The following is a 22,981-nucleotide window of genomic DNA, read 5'->3' as shown; positions in this document are numbered from 1 at the left end:
TTATTCAAAAATTTTTGTAAAGTTTTTTCTATCTCTATTTTTCCACTCACCCTTATGATAAGCATCACTTGCAATCAAAGGTAATACACTTGTTGCCTCTGCAAATACCATTTGTTCTTTTGTAATATCAACTTTTCCCCAGGAACTTGCTTCCTTTAATGTTGAGCTACTGCAAGCACCATCTCTACTATCAGCAACAGTTATTTGTACAGCATATTTATGCATGTCAACTTCTTTACCTAATAGTTCAGCACAAATTACTGTATCTTGAATAAAATTTTTTGGCACACCTCCACCAATCATAAATAGACCTGAACCTTTAGATTTAATCTTTATTTCTGTTAACTCTCTGAATTCTCTTACAGAGTCTATCGTCATGTGTTGTTTTGGATTTTTTTCTTGATGAATCACTAGACCAAAACCCGCACTTGAATCTGTGAAAGCTGGACAAAATATTGGCACATTATTATCAAATGCTGTTTCAATTAAAGAGTCTTTCTTTTTAGAATTCTTCTTTAAATATTTTCCCATTTCATAAATAAATTCTCGTGATGTGTAACTTCTTGGTTCCAATGTATCAGCTATTTCACAAATAATTTTATCACACATTTGAAGCTCTTCTTCATCAATATACGTGTCATATATTCTATCTATATAATTATTTCTTAATTCAGTATCATCTTGAAATTGAGAACCTTGATAATGTTTAAATCCAAGTGCTTCAAAAAAATCCATGTCTACAATAGAAGCCCCAGTTGCAACAATTGCATCAACCATATTATATTTTACAAGATCTTTGTAAATATTCATACACCCAGCAGCTGATGTTGATCCAGCTAAAGTTAGAAATATTGTGCAATCTTTATCTTTAAGCATATCATTGTAAATATTGGCAGCATTAGCTGTTTCCCGAGAAACAAAAGACATTTTTTCCATTGAAGAGATTATTTTTCTAGAGTCGAATGAAGTAATATCAATGTGTTCAACAGGGTTTTTTAAGAAGTCTTTTTTACTATTATGACCTGGGTTTTTTTGATCTGACATTAAGCAACCAAAGTAGCTTTGTTAATGTCTTTGTCATACATTGTCATGATTGGTTTATCTTCAACTTCAAATATTTCATCAGAGTAATAACCATTAAATTGAGTTCTAAATGTTAAGCCATAAGCACCAAGTTGGCCTAGCTCAATATAATCATTTTCCTTTATATTATTTGGAAGAAGAAAAGGACCCTTCATATAATCCATGCTATCACATGTAGGTCCAAAAAAATCAAAAGCTGTTAATTTTTTTGATATTATCTTATTAGAATTTTCTTTAATCATTTTAGATGGAAACACTATATTTGGAGTTCCTGCATCAAACAGAGTTCCATATGTACCATCATTTATGTAAAGTTTTTGTTTTTTCCTTAAATTTACTCTGACAATTGTGGAACCACTTTCAGCAACTAAAGCTCTTCCAGGTTCACAAATAATTTCAGGCATTTTTTCAAGTTTTAAATTTTCTAAACCTTTTTTAATTTCATTAAAATAACTATCCATAGTTTGAGGCACTAAGTCTGGATAAATTGTTGGAAATCCTCCTCCAACATTAATGTAATCAGGTAAAATTTTTGTTTTTTTAATTATATTTCCAATTTCATTAATACCTTTAGAGTATGAAATGGGATGCATACATTGTGAACCAACATGAAAGCTTAAACCAATTTTCTTTGCATGTTGTTTTGCTAGTCTTAATAATCCTGCTGCTTCTGAATTTAAAGCACCAAATTTTTTAGATAAATCTATTTCAGCATGCTCATTAGAAACGGCAACTCTTACAAATAATTCTAAATCTTTGGCACCATTTGTGCTTTTAATAATCTTTATTAATTCATCCTTAGTATCTAGTGAGAATGTTTTTACTCCATGGTTAAAATAAGCTTCTTTAATACTCTCTCTACTTTTTACAGTATGCATGTATGAACATTTTGCTGTTTGGCTAAACATTCTAATACTTTTAATTTCTTCTATAGAAGCAACATCAAATTGTTCTACACCACTATCTATGATTGATTGAATTACGACAGGATGTGGATTGGTCTTAACCGCATAAAGAATTTTACCAGGAAAATTTTTGTTGAAATATTTTACTGCAGAACGAATAGAATTCTTTCTGATACAATATATCGGTTTTTCAGGTTTCAGTTGATTTACTATTTGTTCAACTGATTTAAATTTTTGCATTTAAAATGCCTCCAAAAAAAAATTTAATAAAAAAAAGCTTTTTATCTCTAAAAAACTTTAAAATTTCCTCCTATTAAGCCCATAGATTAATAATGTAAAGTAAATAATAGGTATTGAATTATGATGGCTAATCACCATATTAGTCTAATGAAAGAACAAACAGTCCTCAAAAATATTAACGATTTTGATAATAAATCTCTACTTATAGTTGATGACGATAATCCTTTTAGAGAAAGACTGGCAAGGGCCATGGAAAAAAAGGGATTTGAAGTTACTCAAGCTGAGAGTGTACAAAAAGGAGTAGAGTCGGTTAAAGTGAAAAAGCCTGGTTTTGCAGTAGTAGACTTAAGACTTGGAGATGGTAACGGATTAGAGGTTGTAAAAGAAATTCAAAATACAAATAGTGAAAGTAGAATAATTATGCTGACTGGTTATGGAAATATTCCAACCACAGTGGCAGCCATTAAAGAGGGTGCCATAGATTATCTTGCAAAGCCAGCTGATGCTGAGGATGTAGAAAAAGCTTTACTTGCAGATCCTGCAAAAAAAGCTGCTCCTCCAGAAAATCCAATGTCTGCAGATAGAGTGAAATGGGAACACATACACAGAGTATTTGAGTTATGTAATAGAAATGTTTCAGAAACTGCAAGAAGATTAAAAATGCATAGAAGAACTCTTCAAAGAATTCTTTCTAAAAGATCCCCTAGATAAATTTTCTAATTTTTAAAATTTGCTTCGTTATCAAGGCTAAAAGCACTACTTTAAATATCTCTGCTAATAGAAATGGCTGAGCTCCTAAAGCTATAATTGGCTTGTCCCACCCAATAAGTGTTCCTAACCATAATAATCCCAACATATAAATTGTAGAAGTTGCTATTGTTAGCTTAGCCAAAATTAATAAAAGACTGTCTTTGCTATTAACTTTTGAGGCTAAGTAGCCAGCAGTTAAAAAACCAATTAAATAACCCATAGTTGGGCCTGTAAAATAAATTAATCCAACCCCTTTTTCAGGAGAATTTGAAAAAACAGGTAAACCTAAAATTCCTTCAAACAAATACAGCCCAATACTCGCAAGCCCCATTTTATATCCAAGGCTTACACCCAAAAATAGAACTACAAATGTTTGCATAGTCATTGGAATTGGATAAAAAGGTATTTTAATTTTAGCTGATATGGTCAGTGCTATAGATCCAAGTAATATTGTCAATACTGATTTTATTAATTTAGTTTGAGATATATTTTTAGTTAACTCCATATCAAAATGATACTATCAAACATTAAAATAATCTAGATATAATTAATGATCTTAAAAAAAAGAAATTTTTTTATATACAGATTTTCATACGACTGTAATATTTAATGATATTTTAATGGATAAAATTCAAAAAACAGATCATTTTTACCTAATTGATGGCTCAGGATATATTTTTAGAGCTTATTATGCATTACCACCATTAACTAGAAAAAGTGATGGACTACCAACAGGTGCTGTAAGTGGATTTTGTAGTATGCTTTTTAAATTACTTGAAGACTCAAAGTCAGAGCAAAATTTACAAAAACCTTCACATTTTGCAGTAATTTTTGATTCAGCAAGAAAGACATTTAGAAATGATATTTATAGTGATTATAAGGCTAATCGTTCAGAGGCACCTGATGATTTGGCGCCTCAATTTGAGTATATCAGAAAGTCAGTACTAGCTTTCAACTTACCATCGGTTGATCTGCCTAATTATGAAGCAGACGATTTAATTGCTACTTATGTTGAAAAAATACTGAAGAAAGGTGCTAAAGTTACAATTGTTTCTTCAGATAAAGATTTGATGCAATTATATAAAAAAGGTGTTCGAATTTTTGATCCTATGAAAAATAAATTTATTTCAGAAGAAGATATTTTTACAAAATTTGGAGTTGATTCATCAAAAGTGATAGACGTACAGTCTCTCGCTGGGGATAGTAGTGATAATGTTCCAGGTGTTCCGGGTATAGGAGTTAAAACAGCCGCTGAACTGATTAATAAATACGGAACTTTAGAAAAACTCTTAAAGTCAGCTAGTGAAATAAAACAAAATAAAAGAAGAGAAACACTTATTGAAAATAAAGATAAGGCATTGATTAGTAAAAAACTTGTAACATTAATGAAAGATGTTCCAACCAACAGAGATTTGACAGAGTTCAAACTAAAAGAAATAGATAAAGATAAACTTTATACATTTTTAAGAGAGATGGAATTTAACCGACTTTTAAGTTCTGTTATTTCTGCATATGGTGAACCAAAACTAAAAGACATATCTGATAAAATAAAAGCTTCAGAAAAACATCAGCCAATCAATAATAAAAACTATCACTTAATTAGCGAACCTCATCAAATAGATGAATGGATAAAAGAAGCTGAAGAAGCAGGAGAGGTTGCAGTGGATACAGAAACAAATTCTTTAGATCCACATCAAGCAGATTTAATAGGCGTTTCTCTATGTTCTAAAATTGGCAAAGCTTGTTATATTCCAATTGGACATAAATCATCAAAATGTATTAGGAAAGATATTGTCATTAAAAAATTAAAACCTTTATTAGAAGATCCAAGTGTTAAGAAAATTGGTCAAAATATTAAGTTTGATTTTATAGTTTTATATAAGCAAGGAATAACAATTTCATCAATGGAAGATACAATGCTTATGTCTTATGTTTTGGATGCAGGAAAAAATAGACATAATATGGATATACTTTCAGAAATTCATTTAGGACATAAAACAATATCTTTTAAAGAAATCGTTGGAACTGGAAAGAAAGAGATAAATTTTAGTGATGTAGAGGTTGATAAAGCTAAAGATTATGCGGCAGAAGATGCCGATATAACTTTTAGATTATATAAAAAATTTATTAAAAATTTAAAGTTAGAAAAAATGGTAAATATTTATGAAATATTTGAAAAACCATTAATTAAAATCCTAGCCTTTATGGAAATGGAAGGAATTGAGGTTGATAGCAAATTTTTAAAATCACTTTCTTCAAAGTTTGAAAAAAAAATTAAGAATTTAGAAAAAGAAGTTTTTAAAATTTCAAAAAAAGAATTTAATATAGCTTCACCAAAGCAATTAGGTGAAATTATTTATAATGATTTAAAGATTGCAGGTTTAAAAAAAACAAAAAAAGGAAGCTTTGCAACAAGCGCAAGTGTTTTAGAAGATTTAGCTTTTAAAGGGCATAAATTTCCACAAATAGTTTTAGACTGGAGACAAGTATCAAAACTAAAAAATACTTACTCAGATTCTTTACCAGAACACATTAATCCATCAACAAAAAGGGTACATACTTCTTTCTTATTAGCAGCAACTACAACTGGTAGATTGGCATCAAGCGATCCAAATTTACAAAATATTCCAATTAAATCAGAAGATGGAAAAGATATCAGAAAAGCTTTTGCTGCAAAAAAAGATTATTTGTTAATTTCAGCAGATTACAATCAAATTGAAATGAGAATTTTAGCAGATTTAGCAGATGTTAAAGAACTTAAAAAAGCTTTTAAGAATAATGAAGACATACATTCATTAACAGCTAGTCAGATTTTTAATATTGATATTAAAAAAGTAGATCAAGATCATCGAAGAAAAGCTAAAGCAATTAACTTTGGAATTATTTATGGAATTTCACAATATGGCTTAGCAAAACAAATTAATGTTTCAAACCATGAGGCAGAAGAATTTTTAAATGCATACTTTGGAAAATTTCCTGAAATAAAAGTTTATATGGATAGTACTATTAAGTTTTGTAGAAAAAGTGGTTATGTAAATAATATTTTTGGTAGAAGATCTCATTTCAATGGAATTAATGATAAAAACTTCAATGTGAGAAACTTTCAAGAACGAGCTGCAATCAATGCACCTATACAAGGGTCAGCATCAGAAATTATGCGTTTAGCAATGATTAGATTAGATAAAAAATTGTTAGAACAAAAAAATATTAAATCTAAAATGCTTTTGCAAATCCATGATGAATTAATATTTGAGGTACCAAAAAAAGATGAAAAAATGATGATCAAATTAATAAAAGAAGAAATGACCAGTGTTGCACAAAGTGATTATCATTCATTTTCAACTCCACTAACTGTTGATGTTAATGTTGGAGATAATTGGGGAATGCTTCATTAATTTTATTAGATTGCCCAATTTAGAACAATTTAGTATTTTTATATAAAGAATGCATAAACAAACCATAGCTTTAATAGATGATGATAGAAATATTTTAACTAGTTTAAGTATAGCTTTAGAAAAAGAAGGTTTTACAGTTCAAACCTATATAGATGGAGAAAGTGCATTGATTGGTCTAACCAGAACACCTCCTGATTTAGCAGTTATCGATATAAAGATGCCTAAAATGGATGGAGAAGAATTGCTTAAAAAACTTAGAAAAAAAACATCTCTACCAGTAATTTTTTTGACATCCAAAGACGATGAAATTGATGAGTTGCTTGGATTGAAATTAGGAGCAGATGATTTTGTAAAAAAATCTGGAGGTTTTTCAATTAAAGTTTTGATTGAAAGAATTAGAGTTCAACTAAGAAAAAAAGATACGAATAATATTTTAGAGGAAAATAAAAGTTTAATTTCACACGGTAAGCTAAAATTAGACCCATCTCAACTTGAGTGTGAGTGGAACAGTAAACAGCTCCCGGACAAGTTAACTACAACAGAATTTTTAATTGTTAAAGAGTTAGCAAAAAGACCTGGAATTATTAAAGAACGAGCACAATTAATGGATATTGCTTACAGAGAAGACACTGATATTGAAGATAGAACTATTGATAGTCATGTTAAAAGAATTCGTAAAAAATTCAAAAAAGTAGACCCTGATTTTTCAGCTATTGAAACTAGATATGGTAGTGGATATAGATGGAATGTTAGCTAATGTTTAGTAAATATTTAAAAAGTTTATCTATATTAAAAAAATTTTTATTTATAAATTTTATAATCTTTACAATTATTAGTTTATTTACATTTATTTATCTAAATAATGTTCAACCTAATTTAATTAAAAAGAAATCAGTAAAACACTTAAATGTAATAGATAATACAATCAATACTCTTCTAAGATTAGACGTAAAATTTAATCCTGATGATATTAGGAAGTTTTTATTTTCAACGCGTTTTATATTTCAAAACCTTGATAGAGTAATCTTTTTTGATAATGATTTAAATATAGTAGGTGACACAGATACCTTAGATCTTGATCCAAGATCTTTTTCTACAAGATTAGATGAAATTGAATTCGAAAGTTTGAATGATAATGAAAATGACAAAAATGATACAAATGAAAATAATAATTTAACTAAAAATAAGAACTTTCCTCATGAAAAAATATTAAAAAAATATTTAAATTCAGACGCTTATGGAAATTCTTACACATTCATACAGGAGGATCTTAATCAATTTAAATTAATTACTATTAAAAATGTAATTAAAGATAATTCTAATATTGGGTACATTGCCATTACTGAAAATGCCAATGATATCAAAATAGCCACTGATGAAAGGAAAGCTTTTGTTATTAGAACCGCAATTGCTGTAGGTTTTGTAATTCTTATTTTCTCTTTTGTTTTGAGTAGATATTTTATTAAACCAATACAAAACCTTGTAAGCTATACAAAAGTTATTAAAGACAAAAGTCAAACCAAAACAAATATTGAAAGTTTAAAAAGTCGTAATGATGAATTAGGACTTTTATCAAATTCACTGGATGATATGACAATTGAACTTCAAAAAAGAGTCGCTCACGCTGAGAATTTTTCCACAGATCTAGTTCATGAAATCAGAAACCCACTTGCATCTTTAAAAAGTGCTTCTGAGATATTGCAAGACAGTAACAACTCTGAACAACGATTAAAATTATTGAATATTCTTAGCCATGATGTTTTGAGAATTGAAAGATTAATAACTGATTATTCACAGATGTTAAAAGATGAAGTGGCTCTTAGTAAAGAAAAGATGAAAAAAATCAATATAGAGCCAATTATTCAATCTGTTGTAGATGATTATAACAACATCCAAGGAGTTAAAAAAAATATTAAAATTAATTATGAAAATGATGGCAATGAAAAATATATTATTAATGGTATAGAAAACCGAATTGAGCAAATAATTGCTAATTTATTGGATAATTCAATTTCATTTTGCAAAGAAGGAGAAAATATTTTTGTAAATATATCCAATACTGCAAATAAAAAAATTATGGTTAAAATTATTGATGATGGCCAAGGCTTTAAAGAGATAGATACATCAAAAATATTCAAAAGATTTTATAGCAATAGGCCAGATAAATTTGGAGAACATTCAGGTCTTGGATTAAATATTGTTAAAAATTTAGTTGATCTTCATGATGGTGAAATTGTAGCATCAAATCGATTAGATAGAGATGGTGCTATTGTAGAGATAAATTTTCCAAGCGCTTAATCTTATCTTGATTAATTTGTTGTTAACTGTATAAAACTTTTCTATGGAAGATTTTAAAGTCAAAGATATATCATCAGCTGAATTTGGTAGAAAAGAAATCTCGATAGCAGAGAGTGAAATGCCAGGATTAATGGCTTTAAGAGAAGAGTATTCAAAAACTAAACCATTAACAGGAGCAAGAATTATTGGTTGTTTGCATATGACTATTCAGACAGCTGTATTGATAGAAACATTGGCTGCTCTAGGAGCTGAGATAAGATGGTCTTCGTGTAATATTTTTTCAACTCAGGATCATGCAGCTTCTGCGATCGCCAAGGCTGGAATACCTGTTTATGCATGGAAGGGTGAAACTGAAGAGGAATATCTCTGGTGTATCAAACAAACTATTATTGGCAAACCTGATTGGAAACCAAATATGCTTTTAGATGATGGCGGTGATTTAACTGCAATCATGCATAATGAATATAAAGATTTGATGAAAGAAATAAAAGGAGTTTCAGAAGAGACTACTACAGGAATAAAAGCTTTAAATAAGATGGAACAAGACAATTCTCTTTTAGTGCCAGCGATTAATGTTAATGACTCAGTTACTAAATCAAAATTTGATAATTTATATGGTTGCAGAGAAAGTTTAGTAGATGGAATTAGAAGAGCAACAGATGTAATGATGTCAGGAAAAATTGCAATTGTAGCGGGCTTTGGAGACGTAGGTAAAGGAAGTGCGGCATCACTAAGACAAAGTGGAGCAAGAGTTTTGGTTACTGAAGCAGATCCAATCTGTGCATTACAGGCTGCAATGGAAGGATATGAGGTTGTTTTAATGGAAGAAGCTATTAGCAGAGCTGATATCGTTGTAACAGCCACAGGAAATAAAGATATTGTTACTGCAGACCATATGAGAGATATGAAAGATAGAGCAATTTTATGTAATATTGGTCACTTTGATAATGAAATTCAAGTCGAAGCTCTTAAAAATTATAAATGGAGTGAAGTTAAACCACAAGTTCATGAAATAGAATTGCCAAGCAAAAAAAGAATTATTCTTTTAGCAGAGGGAAGATTAGTTAATTTAGGTTGTGCAACAGGACATCCAAGTTTTGTTATGAGTGCTTCATTTACAAACCAAGTAATTGCACAGATTGAGCTTTGGAAAAATCATAAAAATTATGAAAATAAAGTTTATGTTCTTCCTAAACATTTGGATGAAAAAGTTGCAACTCTTCATTTAAAAAAAGTTGGTGCTAAACTTACAAAATTATCCAAAGAACAAGCAGATTATATAAGTGTTGGAACTGAAGGTCCATTCAAACCAGATGCCTATCGCTATTAAAAATAGCATAATAGATATATCCTCAGAAGAGACGACCAAAGAATTAGCTAAGAATTTTTCCAATTATCTGACAGGTGGCGAAGCAATCTTTTTATATGGAGAAATGGGGGTAGGTAAAACTACTTTTGTAAAATATTTAATTAATCAATTTCAAATAAAAAAAAAATTACAAACTACAGAAGTAACAAGTCCAACTTTTAACTTACTTAATGAATATGAGACAGATGATTTAATTATTAAACATTATGACCTATTTAGATTGAAAGATAAGTCTGAAGTTAAGAATTTAGATCTATTTGATAATGATCAAAATAAAATAACACTTATTGAGTGGCCAGAATTAATTAATAAAGTAAACTTTAACAAGACCATAGATTTAATTTTTAACTATGAAAATGAATTAAATAATAGATCTGTTAAAATTGATGGTCTAGACTGATCTTTTTATATGAAACTTTCAAAAGATTTTAGGGAAATTAAAGGAGATGCTTCTTTTAGAAAATTTTATAGAAATACTAAAAAAAATTCAATTATAGTTTTTGCAAAAAGAGAAAAAATTAAAAATTTATTAATTTATGACTCAATTAATAAAATCTTAATTAAAAATAATATAATTGCACCTAAATTATTAAGTCAAAATTATAAAGAGAATTATATTGAAATACAAGATTTGGGAAAAAAAACTATTTATCAAATATTTTCAAGAAATAAAAAAAATCAATATTTAATATTTAAGAAAATAATTAATATTTTAAATAAAATACAATTAATAAAAGATAAAAAAATCAAAAATTTTAGAAATAAATTTTACCTGATTAAAGATTATAAAAGCAAAATCTTATTAGATGAAGCAAAGTTATTTAGTTATTGGTATGTTCCAAAAAAATTAAATAAAAAAAAAATCAATATATTCAATAGTAAATTTGATAAAGAAATTAAGTTGGCATTATCAAAACTAAACTTTAAAAATGATACTTTTGTTCATAGAGATTTTCATGTTTCAAACTTAATCATAAACTCCAATAATCAAATCGGATTAATTGATAATCAAGATGCTCTTATTGGAAACAAAGCCTATGATTTAGCGTCCTTAATTGATGATGTCAGATATAAAACACCCAATTCATTAAAAGATAAGGTGTACAACTATTATTTAAACACCAATAAAACAATCGATGTAAATAAATTCAAAAATGATTTTGATATTTTATCTGTTCTTAGAAATTTAAAAATTATTGGAATATTCATGAGATTGGCAGAAAGAGATAAGAAAAGAAAATATTTAAAACTTATTCCATATGCCTGGAATATGATTGATAGCAGGATGAGTAAAAATAAAGACTTAATTAATTTGAAGTTGTTATTGGCAACTAATTTCCCTAAATTTATAACTAAGTAAAATGAAAATTAATACAGCCTTTATTTTATGTGCAGGATTTGGAAAAAGATTAAATCCGCTAACGCTAGACACTCCCAAACCTTTGATCAAATTAAACAATATTGCAGTGCTTGAAACTTGTATTAATCTAATTGAAAGTTTGGGTATACAGCAAATTATTCTCAATACTTTTTATTTAAAAGATCAAATTCATGATTTTATAAATAATAAAAGATTTAAATCTAAAATTTCAATTATTGAAGATGGTGAGAGTATTCTTGATACAGGTGGTGGAATAAATAATATGATGAAACATACAAGTGAAGATAATGTTTTAATATTTAACCCAGATACAATATGGAAGAAAAATTATTTTAATGAAATTATTGAAATGGAAAATATGTATTTTTCCAAAAAACTAAAAAATATACTTTTATTAGTAAAAAAGGAATTAAGTTTTGATAAAAATTTAAATGGTGATTTTGATCTTAAAGAAAATTTAATCATAAAAAATAATGAGAGTAAATTTATTTATACAGGCTGCCAAATTATAAATAAAAAACTTCTTTCTGATTATAAAGATAAAAATTTTTCAATAACAAATGTATGGAACGATCTAATTGAAAAAGAAGAACTATATGGATTTGAGACTGATAATGATTTTTATCATTTAACTGATCTCAAAACTTTTAAAAAACTACAAGATCTTTAGCTCTTTCTTTATCTAAGTATTTGCAATCTGTAATTTTATTCTCTTCATCTAATTTTATTACAAGTGGATTTCCAGTTGGTATCTCCAATTTAGATATTTGATTTTCATCTAATTTAAATAAATATTTACATAATGCTCTAATCGAATTTCCATGTGCAGATATTAAAATATTATTGTTAGAAATCTCATTTTCAATTTCTTGTTTATAAAACTCTAATACTCTTTCATAAGTATCTTTAAGAGACTCCGTATCAGGAATTCTATTAATTGGTATTTCTTTATAGGTATTAATATTAATAGGGTGATAAGGATTGTTTTTATCTAAAGGGTCTGGTCGCAAATCCCATGAACGTCTAAATTGATGAACTTTTTCTTCACCAAGTTTTACTTTCATTTCATCTTTATTTAAGCCTGTGAGAGCTCCATAATGTCGTTCATTCAGTTGCCAAGCTTCTTTTGAAACTTTTACGTCATGTAATATTTCTTTGATTAATTTTAACGTATTTTTTGCTCTTAATTGAAAAGATGAATAATAAATATCAACATGAATATTGTTTGATTTTATTAGTTCACCTGCTTTTTTTGCTTCTAATTTACCATTGTCAGTTAAATCAACATCAACCCAGCCGGTGAATTTTTTTGCAAGATTCCATACACTTTGACCATGTCTTACTAAAATTAAATAACTCATTTGTTAATCTTTTAATTTAATTTATAAAATATAACTATACAATTTAATGACTAATTTTTTTTTACAAAATAAATTCATTTTTTATCTATCTAATTTTATTCTAATAGTCTTGTATTTATTTCCTGGCAGTTTATTAGGTTGTTTTCTATTTGATGATTGTAAGTTACAGCCACAATTAACTCCAGATCTTTTAATTTCCACAAACCATTTATATGCATTTAGTTTACTGACTACACTTGGTCTTTTTACCTATAAAAATTCAAATAAATTGAATTTTTTGAATATGTACCTGGTTTTACTTTCTATAATTTTAGAAATATCACATATATTTATTCCAGTAAGAAGCTTTGAATTCTCTGATTTATTTGGAAATTTATTTGGAGTATTAATTGTGTTGTTGACTAACTTTTTTTATAAAAAATATGCAAATTTTTAAAATTAATTCATTATTTGTAGTATTATTTTTTATTTCTGCTTGTTCTTCAATACCATCAAATACTGCTAATAGTTGTTCCATATTTAACGAAAGATATTTATGGTTTAAGCATGTAAGTAAATCAGAAAAAAAATGGGGTACACCTATTTATTTACAGCTTGCTATAATAAAAATGGAGTCAGATTTTGACTGGCTAGCAAAACCTCCCAGACAAAAACTTTTTAAGATAATTCCTTATAAGAGACTATCAAGTTCATTTGGATATTCTCAAGCAGTTGATGGTACTTGGGAGCAATATAAAAAAGAAACAGGGAATAAGTTGGCAGTTAGAACTAGGTTTAAGGATAGTGTTGATTTTATTGGTTGGTACACTAATAAATCAAGTACTATTTTAAAAATATCCAAAACTGATTCTTTTAAACAGTATGTTGCTTATCATGAGGGATGGGGAAATTACAAATATTACAAAAAAAATAAAAAGATAATTAATTTGGCAAAAAGAGTTGAGAAACAATCAAATGTTTATAAAAATCAGCTAAAAGAATGTAGCACCTCACTGAGCAGAAATAAATATATTATTTTTTAGATAATTCTTTTTTTAACTCTAAATCAACCGAGTCTATTCTTTTGCTATTTCTGGCAAGTGCCAAGTACATTGTTGGTGTCACATATAGTGTAAAGAAAGTAGAAATTATCATTCCTCCAAGAATAGTTGCTCCAACAGCTAGTCTAGATGCTTCTCCAGCTCCTGGTCCAATATTTCCAATTACTAAAGGCATCATCGCTATCATGGTACTTATAGATGTCATCATAATTGGTCTAAATCTTAAACTAGATGCTTCTTTTACTGAGCTTACCAAATCTTTACCTGTCGTTCTTATTTGATTAGCATAATCTACAATTAAAATACTATTTTTAGTTGATATACCAATTAAAATTACAAGAGCAATTTGAGAAAAAATATTTATTGAGCTATTTAAAAATAGAATAAAAACTAAACCACCAAAAACAGCCAATGGTACTGTAAGCATAATTATAAATGGGTGGACAAAAGAGTTAAATGTTGCAGCCATTACTAAATATGCTGTGAGTAAACCAAGTGCAAAAATAATATAAAGTTCATTGGTAGTTTCTTTGATCTCTTCAGACTCACCTTTCCAAGTAATTTGGTTTGTGGGTGCAACTTCTGACATAATATTTTCCAGATATTCAATTGCCTCAAATAACGAGTAATTTGGATTTATGTTCGCTGATATTGTTACTGCTCTTTGTCTATCGTATCTTGCTAGTACTTTTGCAGACCCTTCTTCTTTTAAATCAACTAAGTTTGATAGTGAGATTAATTCACCAGTTATGCTAGATCTTACAAATAGCTTGCTCAAACTATCTTTATTTTTTCTATCAACAAGATATTGCTGAAGAATAATTGGATATTCTTTTCCTAATTTATTAAATGTAGTAACTCTTTTACCACCATATAAAGTTTCTAATGTCTGACCAATAGATCTAGTCGATATTCCTAAATCTTTAGCTTTATTTTTATTTATAACTAATTTTACTTCTGGTTTATTCCTATTAAAATCTGACTCGATTCTTGACAATCCTCTATTTCTTCTAAGTTTACTCATAACTTCTTTTTGAATACCTTCTAATTCTTCGTAGGTACTTCCTAAAATTACCATTTGGACTGGTTTATTGTAATTGGAAACCCTTATCCCTTGAGGTGAAATTGGAAAAGCTAAAGTTTGAGGTACAGTTACTATCTTGCCTATAGCTTGTCTCATGATTGTCATTGCATCTTTATCTCGTTTTTTCCAATCATCTAGTAAAGCAATTATAATAAAACTATTAAATGAATTTGCAGAACTTCCAAAACCTGGAACTCTCATGATGAATCTATTGTAAGGACTATCTTCAGCCTGTAGCAATGGAAGCAATCTCTTTTCTACATCTTGAGCTTTTTGTTGTGTGTAATCAAACGAACTTCCTTCATCTGTAAAACCAATAACTAAATAAACACCCCTATCTTCTTTTGGGAGAAGCTCTTTGGTTGTGTACATAAATAAAGCCACAGATCCAGCTATAATTAAAAAAATAAAAGTTATTATCGTTTTCTTTTTATTAATCCAATAGTTTAATGTTTCTTTATAAAAATTTGAAAAACCCTGAAAAAAAATATTAAATTTTTTTACAAAGAATCCAGAACTAGCTTTTTTATCTAAAAATTTGCTCGCAAGCATTGGTGACAAAGTTAAAGCAACAAATGATGATACAACAATAGAAAAAGATAAAGCTATAGCAGTCTCTCTAAATAAAGTTCCTGATATTCCTTTAATAAAAATCAATGGAATAAAAACAGCAAGTAAAATTAAAGTTGTTGCTACAATTGCAAAAGTAATTTGTTTAGACCCTTTATATGCAGCAACTAATGGATTTTCTCCATTTTCTATTCTTCTATATATTGCATCTGTCATAATAACAGAGTCATCAGTTATAATTCCAATTGCGAGTATAAAACTTAGAAGCACAAAAATATTTATTGATAAATCAAATAAATAAATACCTAAAAATGATGCAATTAAGCTAACTGGTAGAGCAACAGCAGGAACTATTACTGCTTTAATATTACCTAAAAATAAATAAATTATTATTACAACTAAAACAAATGCAATTGCTAGAGTTTTATAAACTTCATCAATTGCTGCCTTAACATATGTGGCTCTGTTAAATGAAACTTCTAACTTGAGACCTTCTGGTAAAGTTTTTCTAACTTCAACAATTTTTTTTTGGATTTCTTTTGATAGCTCAACTGTTGAGGCACCACTCTTGGCATAAATCCCAATACCAACTGTTTTTTGATTTAAATTATTTTTACTTTGAGCTTTAAATAATGTTTTTTCAGAAACAGGACCTAATTCTACATTTGCAACATCTGCTAATCTAACTATTTTATCTTTTGTTCTTTTAATAGGTAAAAATTTTAATTCATCAATGTTGTTATAGGATTTATCTAAATTAATTGTTAGATCTATATTATCTGCTTCCAAAGTTCCAGCAGGCAGACTTATATTTTCATTTCTAAGTGCATTTTCTACTTCCTGAATAGTCATATCATTTGCAGCTAGCTTAATAGGATCAATCCAAACTCTAACACTAAGTTCTCTAAGACCTCCCAATAGAATTCTTCCAACATTTTTTACACTTGAGAAAGAATCCACTAAATATCTATCTGCATAATCACCAAGTTCTAAATCCGACCATGTTGAAGACGAAACAGAAAGCCACATTGTTGTGGTAAAACCTGCTGCTTGTTTTAATATTTGTGGAGCATCTGCTTCAGAAGGAAGATTATCGACTACTCTAGCCACTCTTTCTCTAATGTCATTTGCGGCATCATCAAGCTCAATATCCGTATCAAACTCGATGTTAATACTACTTCTTCCGTTTTCAGACTTAGAGTCAATATTCTTAATTCCTTCTGCTCCTCCAATAACATCTTCGATAACCTGAGTTATTTCTTGATCTACAATTGGAGCTGACGCAGATTTATAATCAACTTTAACTTGCACTACAGGTGGCTGTAAACCATCAGGTAGCTCTCTTACCGGCAGTTCAGAATAAACAAATAAACCAAATACAATTAGTATTAAAGATAGAACCCATGCTACTACAGGTCGTTTTATGCTTACTTCGGTGATGTACATTTATTTATTTTTTCTCTGTCTCAGATTTTTTAAATGGGTTTAATTTTTTTAACCAATCAAACTTACTTTTTTTCTGCTCTGTTTTAGCTGGTTTACCTTTTTTCTTCCAACTTGATGACTTTGGTTTTGAACCATATTCAATTGGTTTTATTTTTCCATTAGGTCTTGTTTTTTTTAGACCTTCAGCAACTACTGTATCACCATCTTCAAGACCAGATTTGATTTCTACAATTCCTTTTTTTCTTAAGCCAATTTCTACTGCTACTTTTTTTACAGTATTTTCTTTATCTACTTTATATACATAAACATTATCACCCTCCATTAGCAAACTAGTATCAAGAATGCTTAAAGAGTTTCTCTCATTGTAGTTAATAGAGATCTCTAATAGCGATCCAGATAAAAGTTCATTGTCAGGGTTATCAAGTTTAATTCTAACTGGAAGAGATCTTTTATTTGTGTCAATTCTGCTTGCAGTAGATTCTACAGTCCCAGGGTATTTTTTAAGAGCATTTCCAGAAAATTTTATATTTACGTTTTGACCTTTTTTTACATATGGTGCAAACGTTTCAGGTATATCTACATCAACAAATAGAACTGAAGTATCTTCTAAATTTAGTATAATTGAACTCTTTGATACATCTATATCATTAGAAAAATCTCGTTTACCAATAATTCCATCGAAAGGAGTGGTTATGTTTCTATTCTTTAATTTTGCAATCACATCTCCTGTTTTAACTTTTGTATTAAATTTAATTGGCTCTAAAATTTCATATTTTTCAATATTAAAGGATTTAATTTGTGCTGGAGCTGCAGTACCAAATGTCTCGATAGTGTTTTGAAATAATTTTTGTTCAACCACTTGAACAATTATTCCTGGCGGTGGTCTTTTGCTAAATTTTTTCTTAAAATGATTACCAATCATTGTTCTAGCAATGATTACTGCTGCAATGATAAAAAAGAAGATTAATACTATTGATATAATTTTTGTTGATCTTCTCATAATTTAACTCTTTCCATACTCAGACCATGAGCCATCGTAAATTGTGGGCATATATTTATCATTAATTATTGAATAAGCTAGCGCCAATACGCTTGCAGTGACTCCAGATCCACAAGTAAATACTAGGTTTTTATTTATATCAAATCCTACCGAATTAAATTTTTTTGTAATTTCATCTTTGTTAATAAATGTATGATCCTCATTTATTAATTCAGAAAAAGGGATACAAAAAGAATTTTTGATTGATCCACTTTTTAAGCCTTTTCTTGGCTCTACGACTTTTCCTTCAAATCTTTCTTTACTTCTAGCGTCGACAACTTCAAATTCTTTTTTTTGAATATTTTCATCTATTTCTTTTTTATTTTTAACAAGCTGCTTATTTTCTTCTGCTTTATAAATGGATACTCTTAAATTTGTTTGTTTGCTGTCTGTTAATTTATTTTCATTTTTCCACTTCTTTAAACCACCGTTTAATACATGAACTTTTTTTGGGTTATGACCAAAGTAAATTAGATTATACCAACATCTACAGGAACTGATAACATCTGAGTTGTCATAAATTACTATTTCATCATTATTTTCTATTCCCATGCTACTTACAATCTCTTCCCATGATTTTGCATCAGTTAACATATGAGGCAAATCTGTATTTAGTTTTGAATTTTTATCTAGATCAAAAAAAATAGCATTTGGAATATGCTCTTTAAGATATTCAATAAAACCATTTCTTTTTGTTTGTGGCATATGCCAAGAGCAGTCAATAATTTTAACTTTATTTATATTTTTTTCTAGCCAATTTGTATCTACTAATGACATTTTATCTCTTTTCTAAATATTTTTGATGATATTCTTCTGCTGGACAATAATTTTTAACTATAGAAATTTTTGTAACAATTTTTCCAAATAATTTTTTATTTTCCTCATTGGTAATTTTTTCAGCAATTTGTTTCTGTTGATCGTTAAAATGAAATATTTCACTTCTATACTGAGTCCCAAAGTCTGGACCTTGAGAGTTTAAGGTGGTTGGGTCATGAATTTCATAAAAATATTTAATAATTTTTTCATATGAAATTAATTTAGGATCAAATTCTAATTTTACTACTTCAGCATGGTTAGTTGTGCCTGAACAAACTTCTTTATAATTAGTTTTACTACTGTCACCACCACAGTAACCTACTTCAGTTTTTAAAATCCCCTCAAGTTTGTTAAACTTAATTTCAGGTCCCCAAAAACATCCAAGTGCTAAAATTGCTATTTCCATTGATAATTAGATTATTTGATCTAAACTTAATCACATGTTCTCTAAAAATCAATTAGGCTTTTTTTACATGTTTATCTCTATATGTGCATTTTCTGTAATGGATGTGATTGTAAAATGGACCAATGATTACCCAGTTGGACAAGTTTTGTTTTTTAGAGGTTTTTGTGGATTAATTCCTATTTTATTTATCATTCCTAGGGAAAGATATATTGATTTTTATAAAACTAGTAGACCTTTGTTACATTTTAAAAGATGTATGGCTGGAATAATTGCGTTAATTTCAATTGTTGTTGCTTTAAGAAATCTTCCATTAGCTACTGTTGTTAGCGTTACTTTTGCAGCACCAATATTTACTACTATTTTTTCAATATTTTTATTAAATGAAAAAGTTGGTTTTTATAGATGGTTAGCAGTTATGGTTGGTTTTATTGGGATTATTGTTATCTCAGAACCAGGATTTAGTTCCTTAAATTTTTATTTTATTTTACCTATTATTTTTTGCTTAGGACTATCTTATGTAGCTATAACTATTAGGAGATTATCCACAACAGAACCAGTTTGGTTAATAGGATTCTTTTTTTCAATTTCAATAATGATTTTAAGTTTTTTTACATTTTATCAAAATTGGTTATTACCAAATTTACTTGATTTATTTTTATTATCCATGATAGGAATTTTAGGAGGATTAGCAAACTTATGGCTAACCCAGTCTTATAAATTATCTGAAGTAAGTTTGGTTACCCCAGTAAAGTATCTAGCATTAGTATTTGCCATAATATTTGGTTATTTAATTTGGGATGAAATTCCAACAACAAAAACTCTAATTGGGGCTATTTTAGTAATAGCATCTTCAATAATAATATTTAGACGTGAAATAGTTTTAAAAAAAAATTTATCATTATCAAGACATGAGTAAGATACCAAGTTATTGGAGTAGAGCAAAAAAAAATTTGTCTAATAAAGATAAAGTGATGGCTAGTTTAATTATGAAATATAAATCTCCTACAGAAAAAATTCTAACAACAAGAAAAGATATTTTTTTTTCTTTATGTAAAAGTATTATTGGTCAACAGATTAGTGTTGCAGCAGCAAACTCAGTTTTTTTAAAATTTAAAAAAAAATGTAAAAATAAGATTAATGCTAAAATGGTAACTACATTAACATTTACACAATTAAAATCATGCGGTCTTAGTAAACAAAAAGTAAAAGGAATTCAAAGTTTAGCAAAACAAACTTTGGATAAAACTTTTAATCCAAGATTAATATCGAAAATGTCAGATGAAGATGCTATTTTATATCTTTCACAATTAAGACAAATTGGTAGATGGTCTGCAGAAATGATTTTATTATTTACTTATAATCGTTCTAATATTTGGCCGGTACAAGATATTGGACTACTCAGAGCAATTTCTAAAAATTATAAAAAAAAATATTTACCACCTGAAAAGTTTGTAAATTTGTTGCAAAAAAGATTTTCACCATATTGTTCTGTTGCAACCTGGTATTTGTGGAGAAGTATAGATCCTGAACCTATTCAGTACTAAAGCCCTCAATTACCTGCATATGTCTCTCAGTGGTATCTTTTGCTAAATCCCATCCAGCTAAATATTCTGTTGAATTGTGACATTCAATTGCTTTTTCATAACTTGGAAATTCCCAAATAACTGATCTGGAAAAATCATCTCCATCGTATGTTTTATGTTTTCCGCCTCTTACAAGAGGAACACCCCCAAAACTTTTAATAATTGGTGTAACAACTTCTGCATATTTTTTTAAATTATCTTGATTTTCAACTTTTACATACAAACTGATCCAATAAGCTTTCATTATTTCTCCCTTTCAAAATTTTTTAGTTATGATAGTAAAATTTATGGCTGATAAATTAATTATCACTTTTGATGAGTATAACAAAATTGTTGAAAAGTTAGCAATCGAGATTCATAAAAAATATAAACCTACGGTTCTAGTGGGAATAATGAGAGGTGCAGCCCCAATTTTAGATATCCTTTCAAGAATTTTAAAATTACCAATAGCCTACATTGTTATCCAGAGCTACTCTGGAGATGGGATGGAAGATAAGCAAGGGCAACTAATGTTTGCAAGGGAAATTAGTTCTTTAGCAGAAAACAAAGATTATAATAAAGTACTTTTGGTTGATGATCTTTCAGACACAGGTTTAACATTAAATAAAAGTATAGAGTGGCTAAAAAATTATGGTCCAACAAAAGATTATATAAATGAAGTTAAAACAGCTTGTTTATGGAAAAAAAAATCATCAACTTTTGAACCTGATTTTTGTCCAGTTAGATTAGATACAGATCCATGGATTGTTCAGCCAACTGAACATTATGAAGAACTATCTATAGAAGAAATTATTAAAAGAAATTAATTAATAGGGCTAGAGTTACTAGCCCTATTAAATTTTTTAATTAAGCAACTGCAAAGCTTATTACACTTAATATTGCAATAACAAATATCGCTGGTGATGTAGATGAAAATTTACCAGTAAATATTTTAATTAAAGCATAAGACACAAATGCTAAAGCAATACCATTACTAATACTATAGGTTAAAGGCATTGCAATCATAGCTAAAATTGCTGGAGCAGACTCTGCAATGTCGTCCCATTCGATATCTGTAATATTTCTTACAAATAAAACAGAAACAAATAATAAAGCAGCACCATCAATTTGTTTTGGTAAACTAGTTGCTAAAGGAGCAAAAAATATACATGCTAAAAATAACAATCCAATAACAAGAGATGTCATTCCAGTTCTACCACCGGCTTTTACACCAGCACCAGACTCTACATAACTTGTAACAGTTGTTGTTCCCATCATTGCACCTGCAACTGTACCAACACTATCAGATAACATAGCTTTATTGATGTCTTGAAGTTTACCTTGTTTATCAACTTTACCAGCAACGTTTGCAACTGATGTCAACGTTCCTGCAGTATCGAAAAAGTCGATGAATAATAAAGTGAATATTACTGTAGACATTCCTGCAGTCAGTGCAGCTGATAAATCAAACTTAAAAAGATAAGTCATTGGTGGAGGTGCACTTACAAGACCATTGAAATTAGCTAATCCTGCTGCCCATGAAATAATACTGAATACTAAAATTCCTATTATAATATTCCCTTTTATATTCATCTTTTCCATTACAATAATTGCAATGAATGTTGCGCAACCTAATAAAACTATTGGGTTACTTAAATCTCCAAGTTTTACTAGAGTAACTGGATCATCAACTACGACTTCCATAATTTGCAATCCAATAATTGCTAAGAATAAACCAATCCCCGCACCGATTCCTAACTTAAGACTTTTAGGAATTGAATTAATTAACCAGGCTCTAATAGGTGTAAGAGATATAATTAAAAATAATACACCGGCAACTAGTACTGCACCCAAAGCTTCTTGAGGTGTGTAACCCATTCCTGCACAAACTCCAAAAGCAACAAAGGCATTAATGCCCATACCAGGCGCAAGTCCAATTGGCCAAGTTTTTCCATAAAAAGCCATTATAAAACATGCGAGTGCTGTTGCTAATATTGTTGCTGTATAAACTGCGCCGAAATCAAAGAAACCTTTTTCGGGTCCGGCAAATTCACCCGATAAGATAAATGGATTTAAAAACATTATATAAGCCATCGTTAAAAACGTAGTAGTTCCAGCTATTACTTCTGTTTTAAAATCTGTTTTGTGTTTTTTATAATTGAAATAATTTTCAAGCATTTGTCCTCCTATTAAGTGACAAATATTTGATTCTTCTTGTAAATACGCTGTAAAACTA

The 22,981-nt window shown here is 28.6% G+C and carries 22 protein-coding genes; 12 read left to right on the top strand and 10 right to left on the bottom strand.

Annotation, left to right across the window (positions count from 1 at the left end; translation table 11 throughout):
- Both ACIJYH_RS06260 and ACIJYH_RS06255 read right to left on the bottom strand, forming a co-directional pair.
- A complete protein-coding gene (locus tag ACIJYH_RS06260; protein WP_435162745.1) occupies positions 1 to 1,044 on the bottom strand; it encodes a 1,9-bis(guanidino)-5-aza-nonane synthase in 1,044 nt (347 codons plus the stop codon).
- Positions 1,044 to 2,228 (bottom strand): type III PLP-dependent enzyme, encoded by a 1,185-nt coding sequence (locus ACIJYH_RS06255; protein ID WP_435162744.1) that lies wholly within the window; start codon positions 2,226 to 2,228, stop codon positions 1,044 to 1,046. Before ACIJYH_RS06255 ends, ACIJYH_RS06260 begins: the two co-directional genes overlap by 1 nt.
- 147 nt (positions 2,229 to 2,375) lie before the next feature.
- Between ACIJYH_RS06255 and ACIJYH_RS06250 the strand changes: the two genes are divergently transcribed.
- Complete coding sequence (locus ACIJYH_RS06250) at positions 2,376 to 2,939, top strand: ActR/PrrA/RegA family redox response regulator transcription factor (protein ID WP_435164271.1); 564 nt, start codon at positions 2,376 to 2,378, stop codon at positions 2,937 to 2,939.
- Here ACIJYH_RS06250 and ACIJYH_RS06245 read toward each other — a convergent pair.
- On the bottom strand, positions 2,932 to 3,483 hold the full coding sequence (locus ACIJYH_RS06245) for a biotin transporter BioY (RefSeq protein ID WP_435162743.1): 552 nt from the start codon (positions 3,481 to 3,483) through the stop codon (positions 2,932 to 2,934). The two genes, ACIJYH_RS06250 and ACIJYH_RS06245, sit on opposite strands and share 8 nt — an antisense overlap.
- Positions 3,484 to 3,598: 115 nt before the next feature.
- Here ACIJYH_RS06245 and polA point away from each other — a divergent pair, with 115 nt between their 5' ends.
- From polA to ACIJYH_RS06210, 7 genes are read left to right on the top strand one after another with little or no spacing between them, the layout of a single operon-like run.
- The gene (polA, locus tag ACIJYH_RS06240) at positions 3,599 to 6,373 is read left to right on the top strand and encodes a DNA polymerase I (RefSeq protein ID WP_435162742.1); all 2,775 of its coding nucleotides are present in this window, start codon (positions 3,599 to 3,601) and stop codon (positions 6,371 to 6,373) included.
- Positions 6,374 to 6,422: 49 nt separating this feature from the next.
- On the top strand, positions 6,423 to 7,130 hold the full coding sequence (locus ACIJYH_RS06235) for a response regulator transcription factor (RefSeq protein ID WP_435162741.1): 708 nt from the start codon (positions 6,423 to 6,425) through the stop codon (positions 7,128 to 7,130).
- Positions 7,130 to 8,671, top strand: coding sequence for an ATP-binding protein (locus ACIJYH_RS06230; RefSeq protein WP_435162740.1), 1,542 nt, complete (start codon positions 7,130 to 7,132; stop codon positions 8,669 to 8,671). The genes ACIJYH_RS06235 and ACIJYH_RS06230 overlap by 1 nt, the downstream gene beginning before the upstream one ends.
- Positions 8,672 to 8,714: 43 nt before the next feature.
- The gene (gene ahcY, locus ACIJYH_RS06225) at positions 8,715 to 10,001 is read left to right on the top strand and encodes an adenosylhomocysteinase (RefSeq protein WP_435162739.1); all 1,287 of its coding nucleotides are present in this window, start codon (positions 8,715 to 8,717) and stop codon (positions 9,999 to 10,001) included.
- Positions 9,985 to 10,440, top strand: coding sequence for a tRNA (adenosine(37)-N6)-threonylcarbamoyltransferase complex ATPase subunit type 1 TsaE (tsaE, locus tag ACIJYH_RS06220; RefSeq protein WP_435162738.1), 456 nt, complete (start codon positions 9,985 to 9,987; stop codon positions 10,438 to 10,440). Before ahcY ends, tsaE begins: the two co-directional genes overlap by 17 nt.
- Positions 10,441 to 10,449: 9 nt before the next feature.
- On the top strand, positions 10,450 to 11,400 hold the full coding sequence (locus ACIJYH_RS06215; RefSeq protein ID WP_435162737.1) for a phosphotransferase: 951 nt from the start codon (positions 10,450 to 10,452) through the stop codon (positions 11,398 to 11,400).
- Between the two features lies 1 nt (position 11,401).
- Positions 11,402 to 12,091 carry a nucleotidyltransferase family protein gene (locus tag ACIJYH_RS06210; RefSeq protein WP_435162736.1) on the top strand — a complete coding sequence of 230 codons (690 nt, stop codon included), beginning with the start codon at positions 11,402 to 11,404 and terminating at the stop codon, positions 12,089 to 12,091.
- Here ACIJYH_RS06210 and ACIJYH_RS06205 read toward each other — a convergent pair.
- Positions 12,069 to 12,782, bottom strand: a complete 714-nt coding sequence (locus tag ACIJYH_RS06205; RefSeq protein WP_435162735.1) for a 2,3-bisphosphoglycerate-dependent phosphoglycerate mutase — start codon at positions 12,780 to 12,782, stop codon at positions 12,069 to 12,071. The genes ACIJYH_RS06210 and ACIJYH_RS06205 overlap by 23 nt on opposite strands.
- A 422-nt stretch (positions 12,783 to 13,204) precedes the next feature.
- On the opposite strand from ACIJYH_RS06205, the gene ACIJYH_RS06200 reads away from it, so the two are divergent.
- Positions 13,205 to 13,804, top strand: coding sequence for a lytic transglycosylase (locus ACIJYH_RS06200; protein ID WP_435162734.1), 600 nt, complete (start codon positions 13,205 to 13,207; stop codon positions 13,802 to 13,804).
- Here the strand turns inward: ACIJYH_RS06200 and ACIJYH_RS06195 are convergent.
- From ACIJYH_RS06195 to msrA, 4 genes are read right to left on the bottom strand one after another with little or no spacing between them, the layout of a single operon-like run.
- Entirely contained in the window at positions 13,794 to 16,922 is a 3,129-nt protein-coding gene (locus ACIJYH_RS06195; RefSeq protein ID WP_435162733.1) for an efflux RND transporter permease subunit, read from the bottom strand. The two genes, ACIJYH_RS06200 and ACIJYH_RS06195, sit on opposite strands and share 11 nt — an antisense overlap.
- 4 nt (positions 16,923 to 16,926) lie before the next feature.
- Positions 16,927 to 17,922, bottom strand: coding sequence for an efflux RND transporter periplasmic adaptor subunit (locus ACIJYH_RS06190; RefSeq protein WP_435162732.1), 996 nt, complete (start codon positions 17,920 to 17,922; stop codon positions 16,927 to 16,929).
- Between the two features lie 3 nt (positions 17,923 to 17,925).
- The gene (locus tag ACIJYH_RS06185) at positions 17,926 to 18,738 is read right to left on the bottom strand and encodes a rhodanese-like domain-containing protein (protein ID WP_435162731.1); all 813 of its coding nucleotides are present in this window, start codon (positions 18,736 to 18,738) and stop codon (positions 17,926 to 17,928) included.
- Between the two features lies 1 nt (position 18,739).
- Positions 18,740 to 19,183 (bottom strand): peptide-methionine (S)-S-oxide reductase MsrA, encoded by a 444-nt coding sequence (msrA, locus tag ACIJYH_RS06180; RefSeq protein WP_435162730.1) that lies wholly within the window; start codon positions 19,181 to 19,183, stop codon positions 18,740 to 18,742.
- 34 nt (positions 19,184 to 19,217) lie between these two features.
- Here msrA and ACIJYH_RS06175 point away from each other — a divergent pair, with 34 nt between their 5' ends.
- Together ACIJYH_RS06175 and ACIJYH_RS06170 are read left to right on the top strand one after the other, a co-directional pair.
- Complete coding sequence (locus ACIJYH_RS06175) at positions 19,218 to 20,099, top strand: DMT family transporter (protein ID WP_435162729.1); 882 nt, start codon at positions 19,218 to 19,220, stop codon at positions 20,097 to 20,099.
- The gene (locus tag ACIJYH_RS06170) at positions 20,092 to 20,727 is read left to right on the top strand and encodes a DNA-3-methyladenine glycosylase family protein (protein ID WP_435162728.1); all 636 of its coding nucleotides are present in this window, start codon (positions 20,092 to 20,094) and stop codon (positions 20,725 to 20,727) included. The genes ACIJYH_RS06175 and ACIJYH_RS06170 overlap by 8 nt, the downstream gene beginning before the upstream one ends.
- Here ACIJYH_RS06170 and ACIJYH_RS06165 read toward each other — a convergent pair.
- The gene (locus tag ACIJYH_RS06165) at positions 20,714 to 21,010 is read right to left on the bottom strand and encodes a DUF1330 domain-containing protein (protein ID WP_435096377.1); all 297 of its coding nucleotides are present in this window, start codon (positions 21,008 to 21,010) and stop codon (positions 20,714 to 20,716) included. The two genes, ACIJYH_RS06170 and ACIJYH_RS06165, sit on opposite strands and share 14 nt — an antisense overlap.
- A gap of 28 nt (positions 21,011 to 21,038) precedes the next feature.
- On the opposite strand from ACIJYH_RS06165, the gene ACIJYH_RS06160 reads away from it, so the two are divergent.
- Positions 21,039 to 21,572, top strand: coding sequence for a phosphoribosyltransferase (locus ACIJYH_RS06160; protein WP_435162727.1), 534 nt, complete (start codon positions 21,039 to 21,041; stop codon positions 21,570 to 21,572).
- 40 nt (positions 21,573 to 21,612) lie between these two features.
- On the opposite strand, the gene ACIJYH_RS06155 is transcribed toward ACIJYH_RS06160, so the two are convergent.
- Complete coding sequence (locus ACIJYH_RS06155; RefSeq protein WP_435162726.1) at positions 21,613 to 22,923, bottom strand: NCS2 family permease; 1,311 nt, start codon at positions 22,921 to 22,923, stop codon at positions 21,613 to 21,615.
- Positions 22,924 to 22,981: the final 58 nt, after the last annotated feature.

This window comes from Candidatus Pelagibacter bacterium nBUS_25, assembly GCF_051200975.1.
Classification (GTDB): Bacteria; Pseudomonadota; Alphaproteobacteria; order Pelagibacterales; family Pelagibacteraceae; genus Pelagibacter.
Note: the sequence above shows the minus strand (reverse complement) of the source record. Positions and strands in the feature narration are given on the sequence as shown.

Bases quoted from the DNA above. Each gene is read 5' to 3' on its own strand.
- ACIJYH_RS06260 (WP_435162745.1), bottom strand. From the start codon at position 1,044: ATGTCAGATCAAAAAAACCCAGGTCATAATAGTAAAAAAGACTTCTTA.
- ACIJYH_RS06255 (WP_435162744.1), bottom strand. From the start codon at position 2,228: ATGCAAAAATTTAAATCAGTTGAACAAATAGTAAATCAACTGAAACCT.
- ACIJYH_RS06250 (WP_435164271.1), top strand. From the start codon at position 2,376: ATGAAAGAACAAACAGTCCTCAAAAATATTAACGATTTTGATAATAAA.
- ACIJYH_RS06245 (WP_435162743.1), bottom strand. From the start codon at position 3,483: ATGGAGTTAACTAAAAATATATCTCAAACTAAATTAATAAAATCAGTA.
- polA (WP_435162742.1), top strand. From the start codon at position 3,599: ATGGATAAAATTCAAAAAACAGATCATTTTTACCTAATTGATGGCTCA.
- ACIJYH_RS06235 (WP_435162741.1), top strand. From the start codon at position 6,423: ATGCATAAACAAACCATAGCTTTAATAGATGATGATAGAAATATTTTA.
- ACIJYH_RS06230 (WP_435162740.1), top strand. From the start codon at position 7,130: ATGTTTAGTAAATATTTAAAAAGTTTATCTATATTAAAAAAATTTTTA.
- ahcY (WP_435162739.1), top strand. From the start codon at position 8,715: ATGGAAGATTTTAAAGTCAAAGATATATCATCAGCTGAATTTGGTAGA.
- tsaE (WP_435162738.1), top strand. From the start codon at position 9,985: ATGCCTATCGCTATTAAAAATAGCATAATAGATATATCCTCAGAAGAG.
- ACIJYH_RS06215 (WP_435162737.1), top strand. From the start codon at position 10,450: ATGAAACTTTCAAAAGATTTTAGGGAAATTAAAGGAGATGCTTCTTTT.
- ACIJYH_RS06210 (WP_435162736.1), top strand. From the start codon at position 11,402: ATGAAAATTAATACAGCCTTTATTTTATGTGCAGGATTTGGAAAAAGA.
- ACIJYH_RS06205 (WP_435162735.1), bottom strand. From the start codon at position 12,782: ATGAGTTATTTAATTTTAGTAAGACATGGTCAAAGTGTATGGAATCTT.
- ACIJYH_RS06200 (WP_435162734.1), top strand. From the start codon at position 13,205: ATGCAAATTTTTAAAATTAATTCATTATTTGTAGTATTATTTTTTATT.
- ACIJYH_RS06195 (WP_435162733.1), bottom strand. From the start codon at position 16,922: ATGTACATCACCGAAGTAAGCATAAAACGACCTGTAGTAGCATGGGTT.
- ACIJYH_RS06190 (WP_435162732.1), bottom strand. From the start codon at position 17,922: ATGAGAAGATCAACAAAAATTATATCAATAGTATTAATCTTCTTTTTT.
- ACIJYH_RS06185 (WP_435162731.1), bottom strand. From the start codon at position 18,738: ATGTCATTAGTAGATACAAATTGGCTAGAAAAAAATATAAATAAAGTT.
- msrA (WP_435162730.1), bottom strand. From the start codon at position 19,183: ATGGAAATAGCAATTTTAGCACTTGGATGTTTTTGGGGACCTGAAATT.
- ACIJYH_RS06175 (WP_435162729.1), top strand. From the start codon at position 19,218: ATGTTCTCTAAAAATCAATTAGGCTTTTTTTACATGTTTATCTCTATA.
- ACIJYH_RS06170 (WP_435162728.1), top strand. From the start codon at position 20,092: ATGAGTAAGATACCAAGTTATTGGAGTAGAGCAAAAAAAAATTTGTCT.
- ACIJYH_RS06165 (WP_435096377.1), bottom strand. From the start codon at position 21,010: ATGAAAGCTTATTGGATCAGTTTGTATGTAAAAGTTGAAAATCAAGAT.
- ACIJYH_RS06160 (WP_435162727.1), top strand. From the start codon at position 21,039: ATGATAGTAAAATTTATGGCTGATAAATTAATTATCACTTTTGATGAG.
- ACIJYH_RS06155 (WP_435162726.1), bottom strand. From the start codon at position 22,923: ATGCTTGAAAATTATTTCAATTATAAAAAACACAAAACAGATTTTAAA.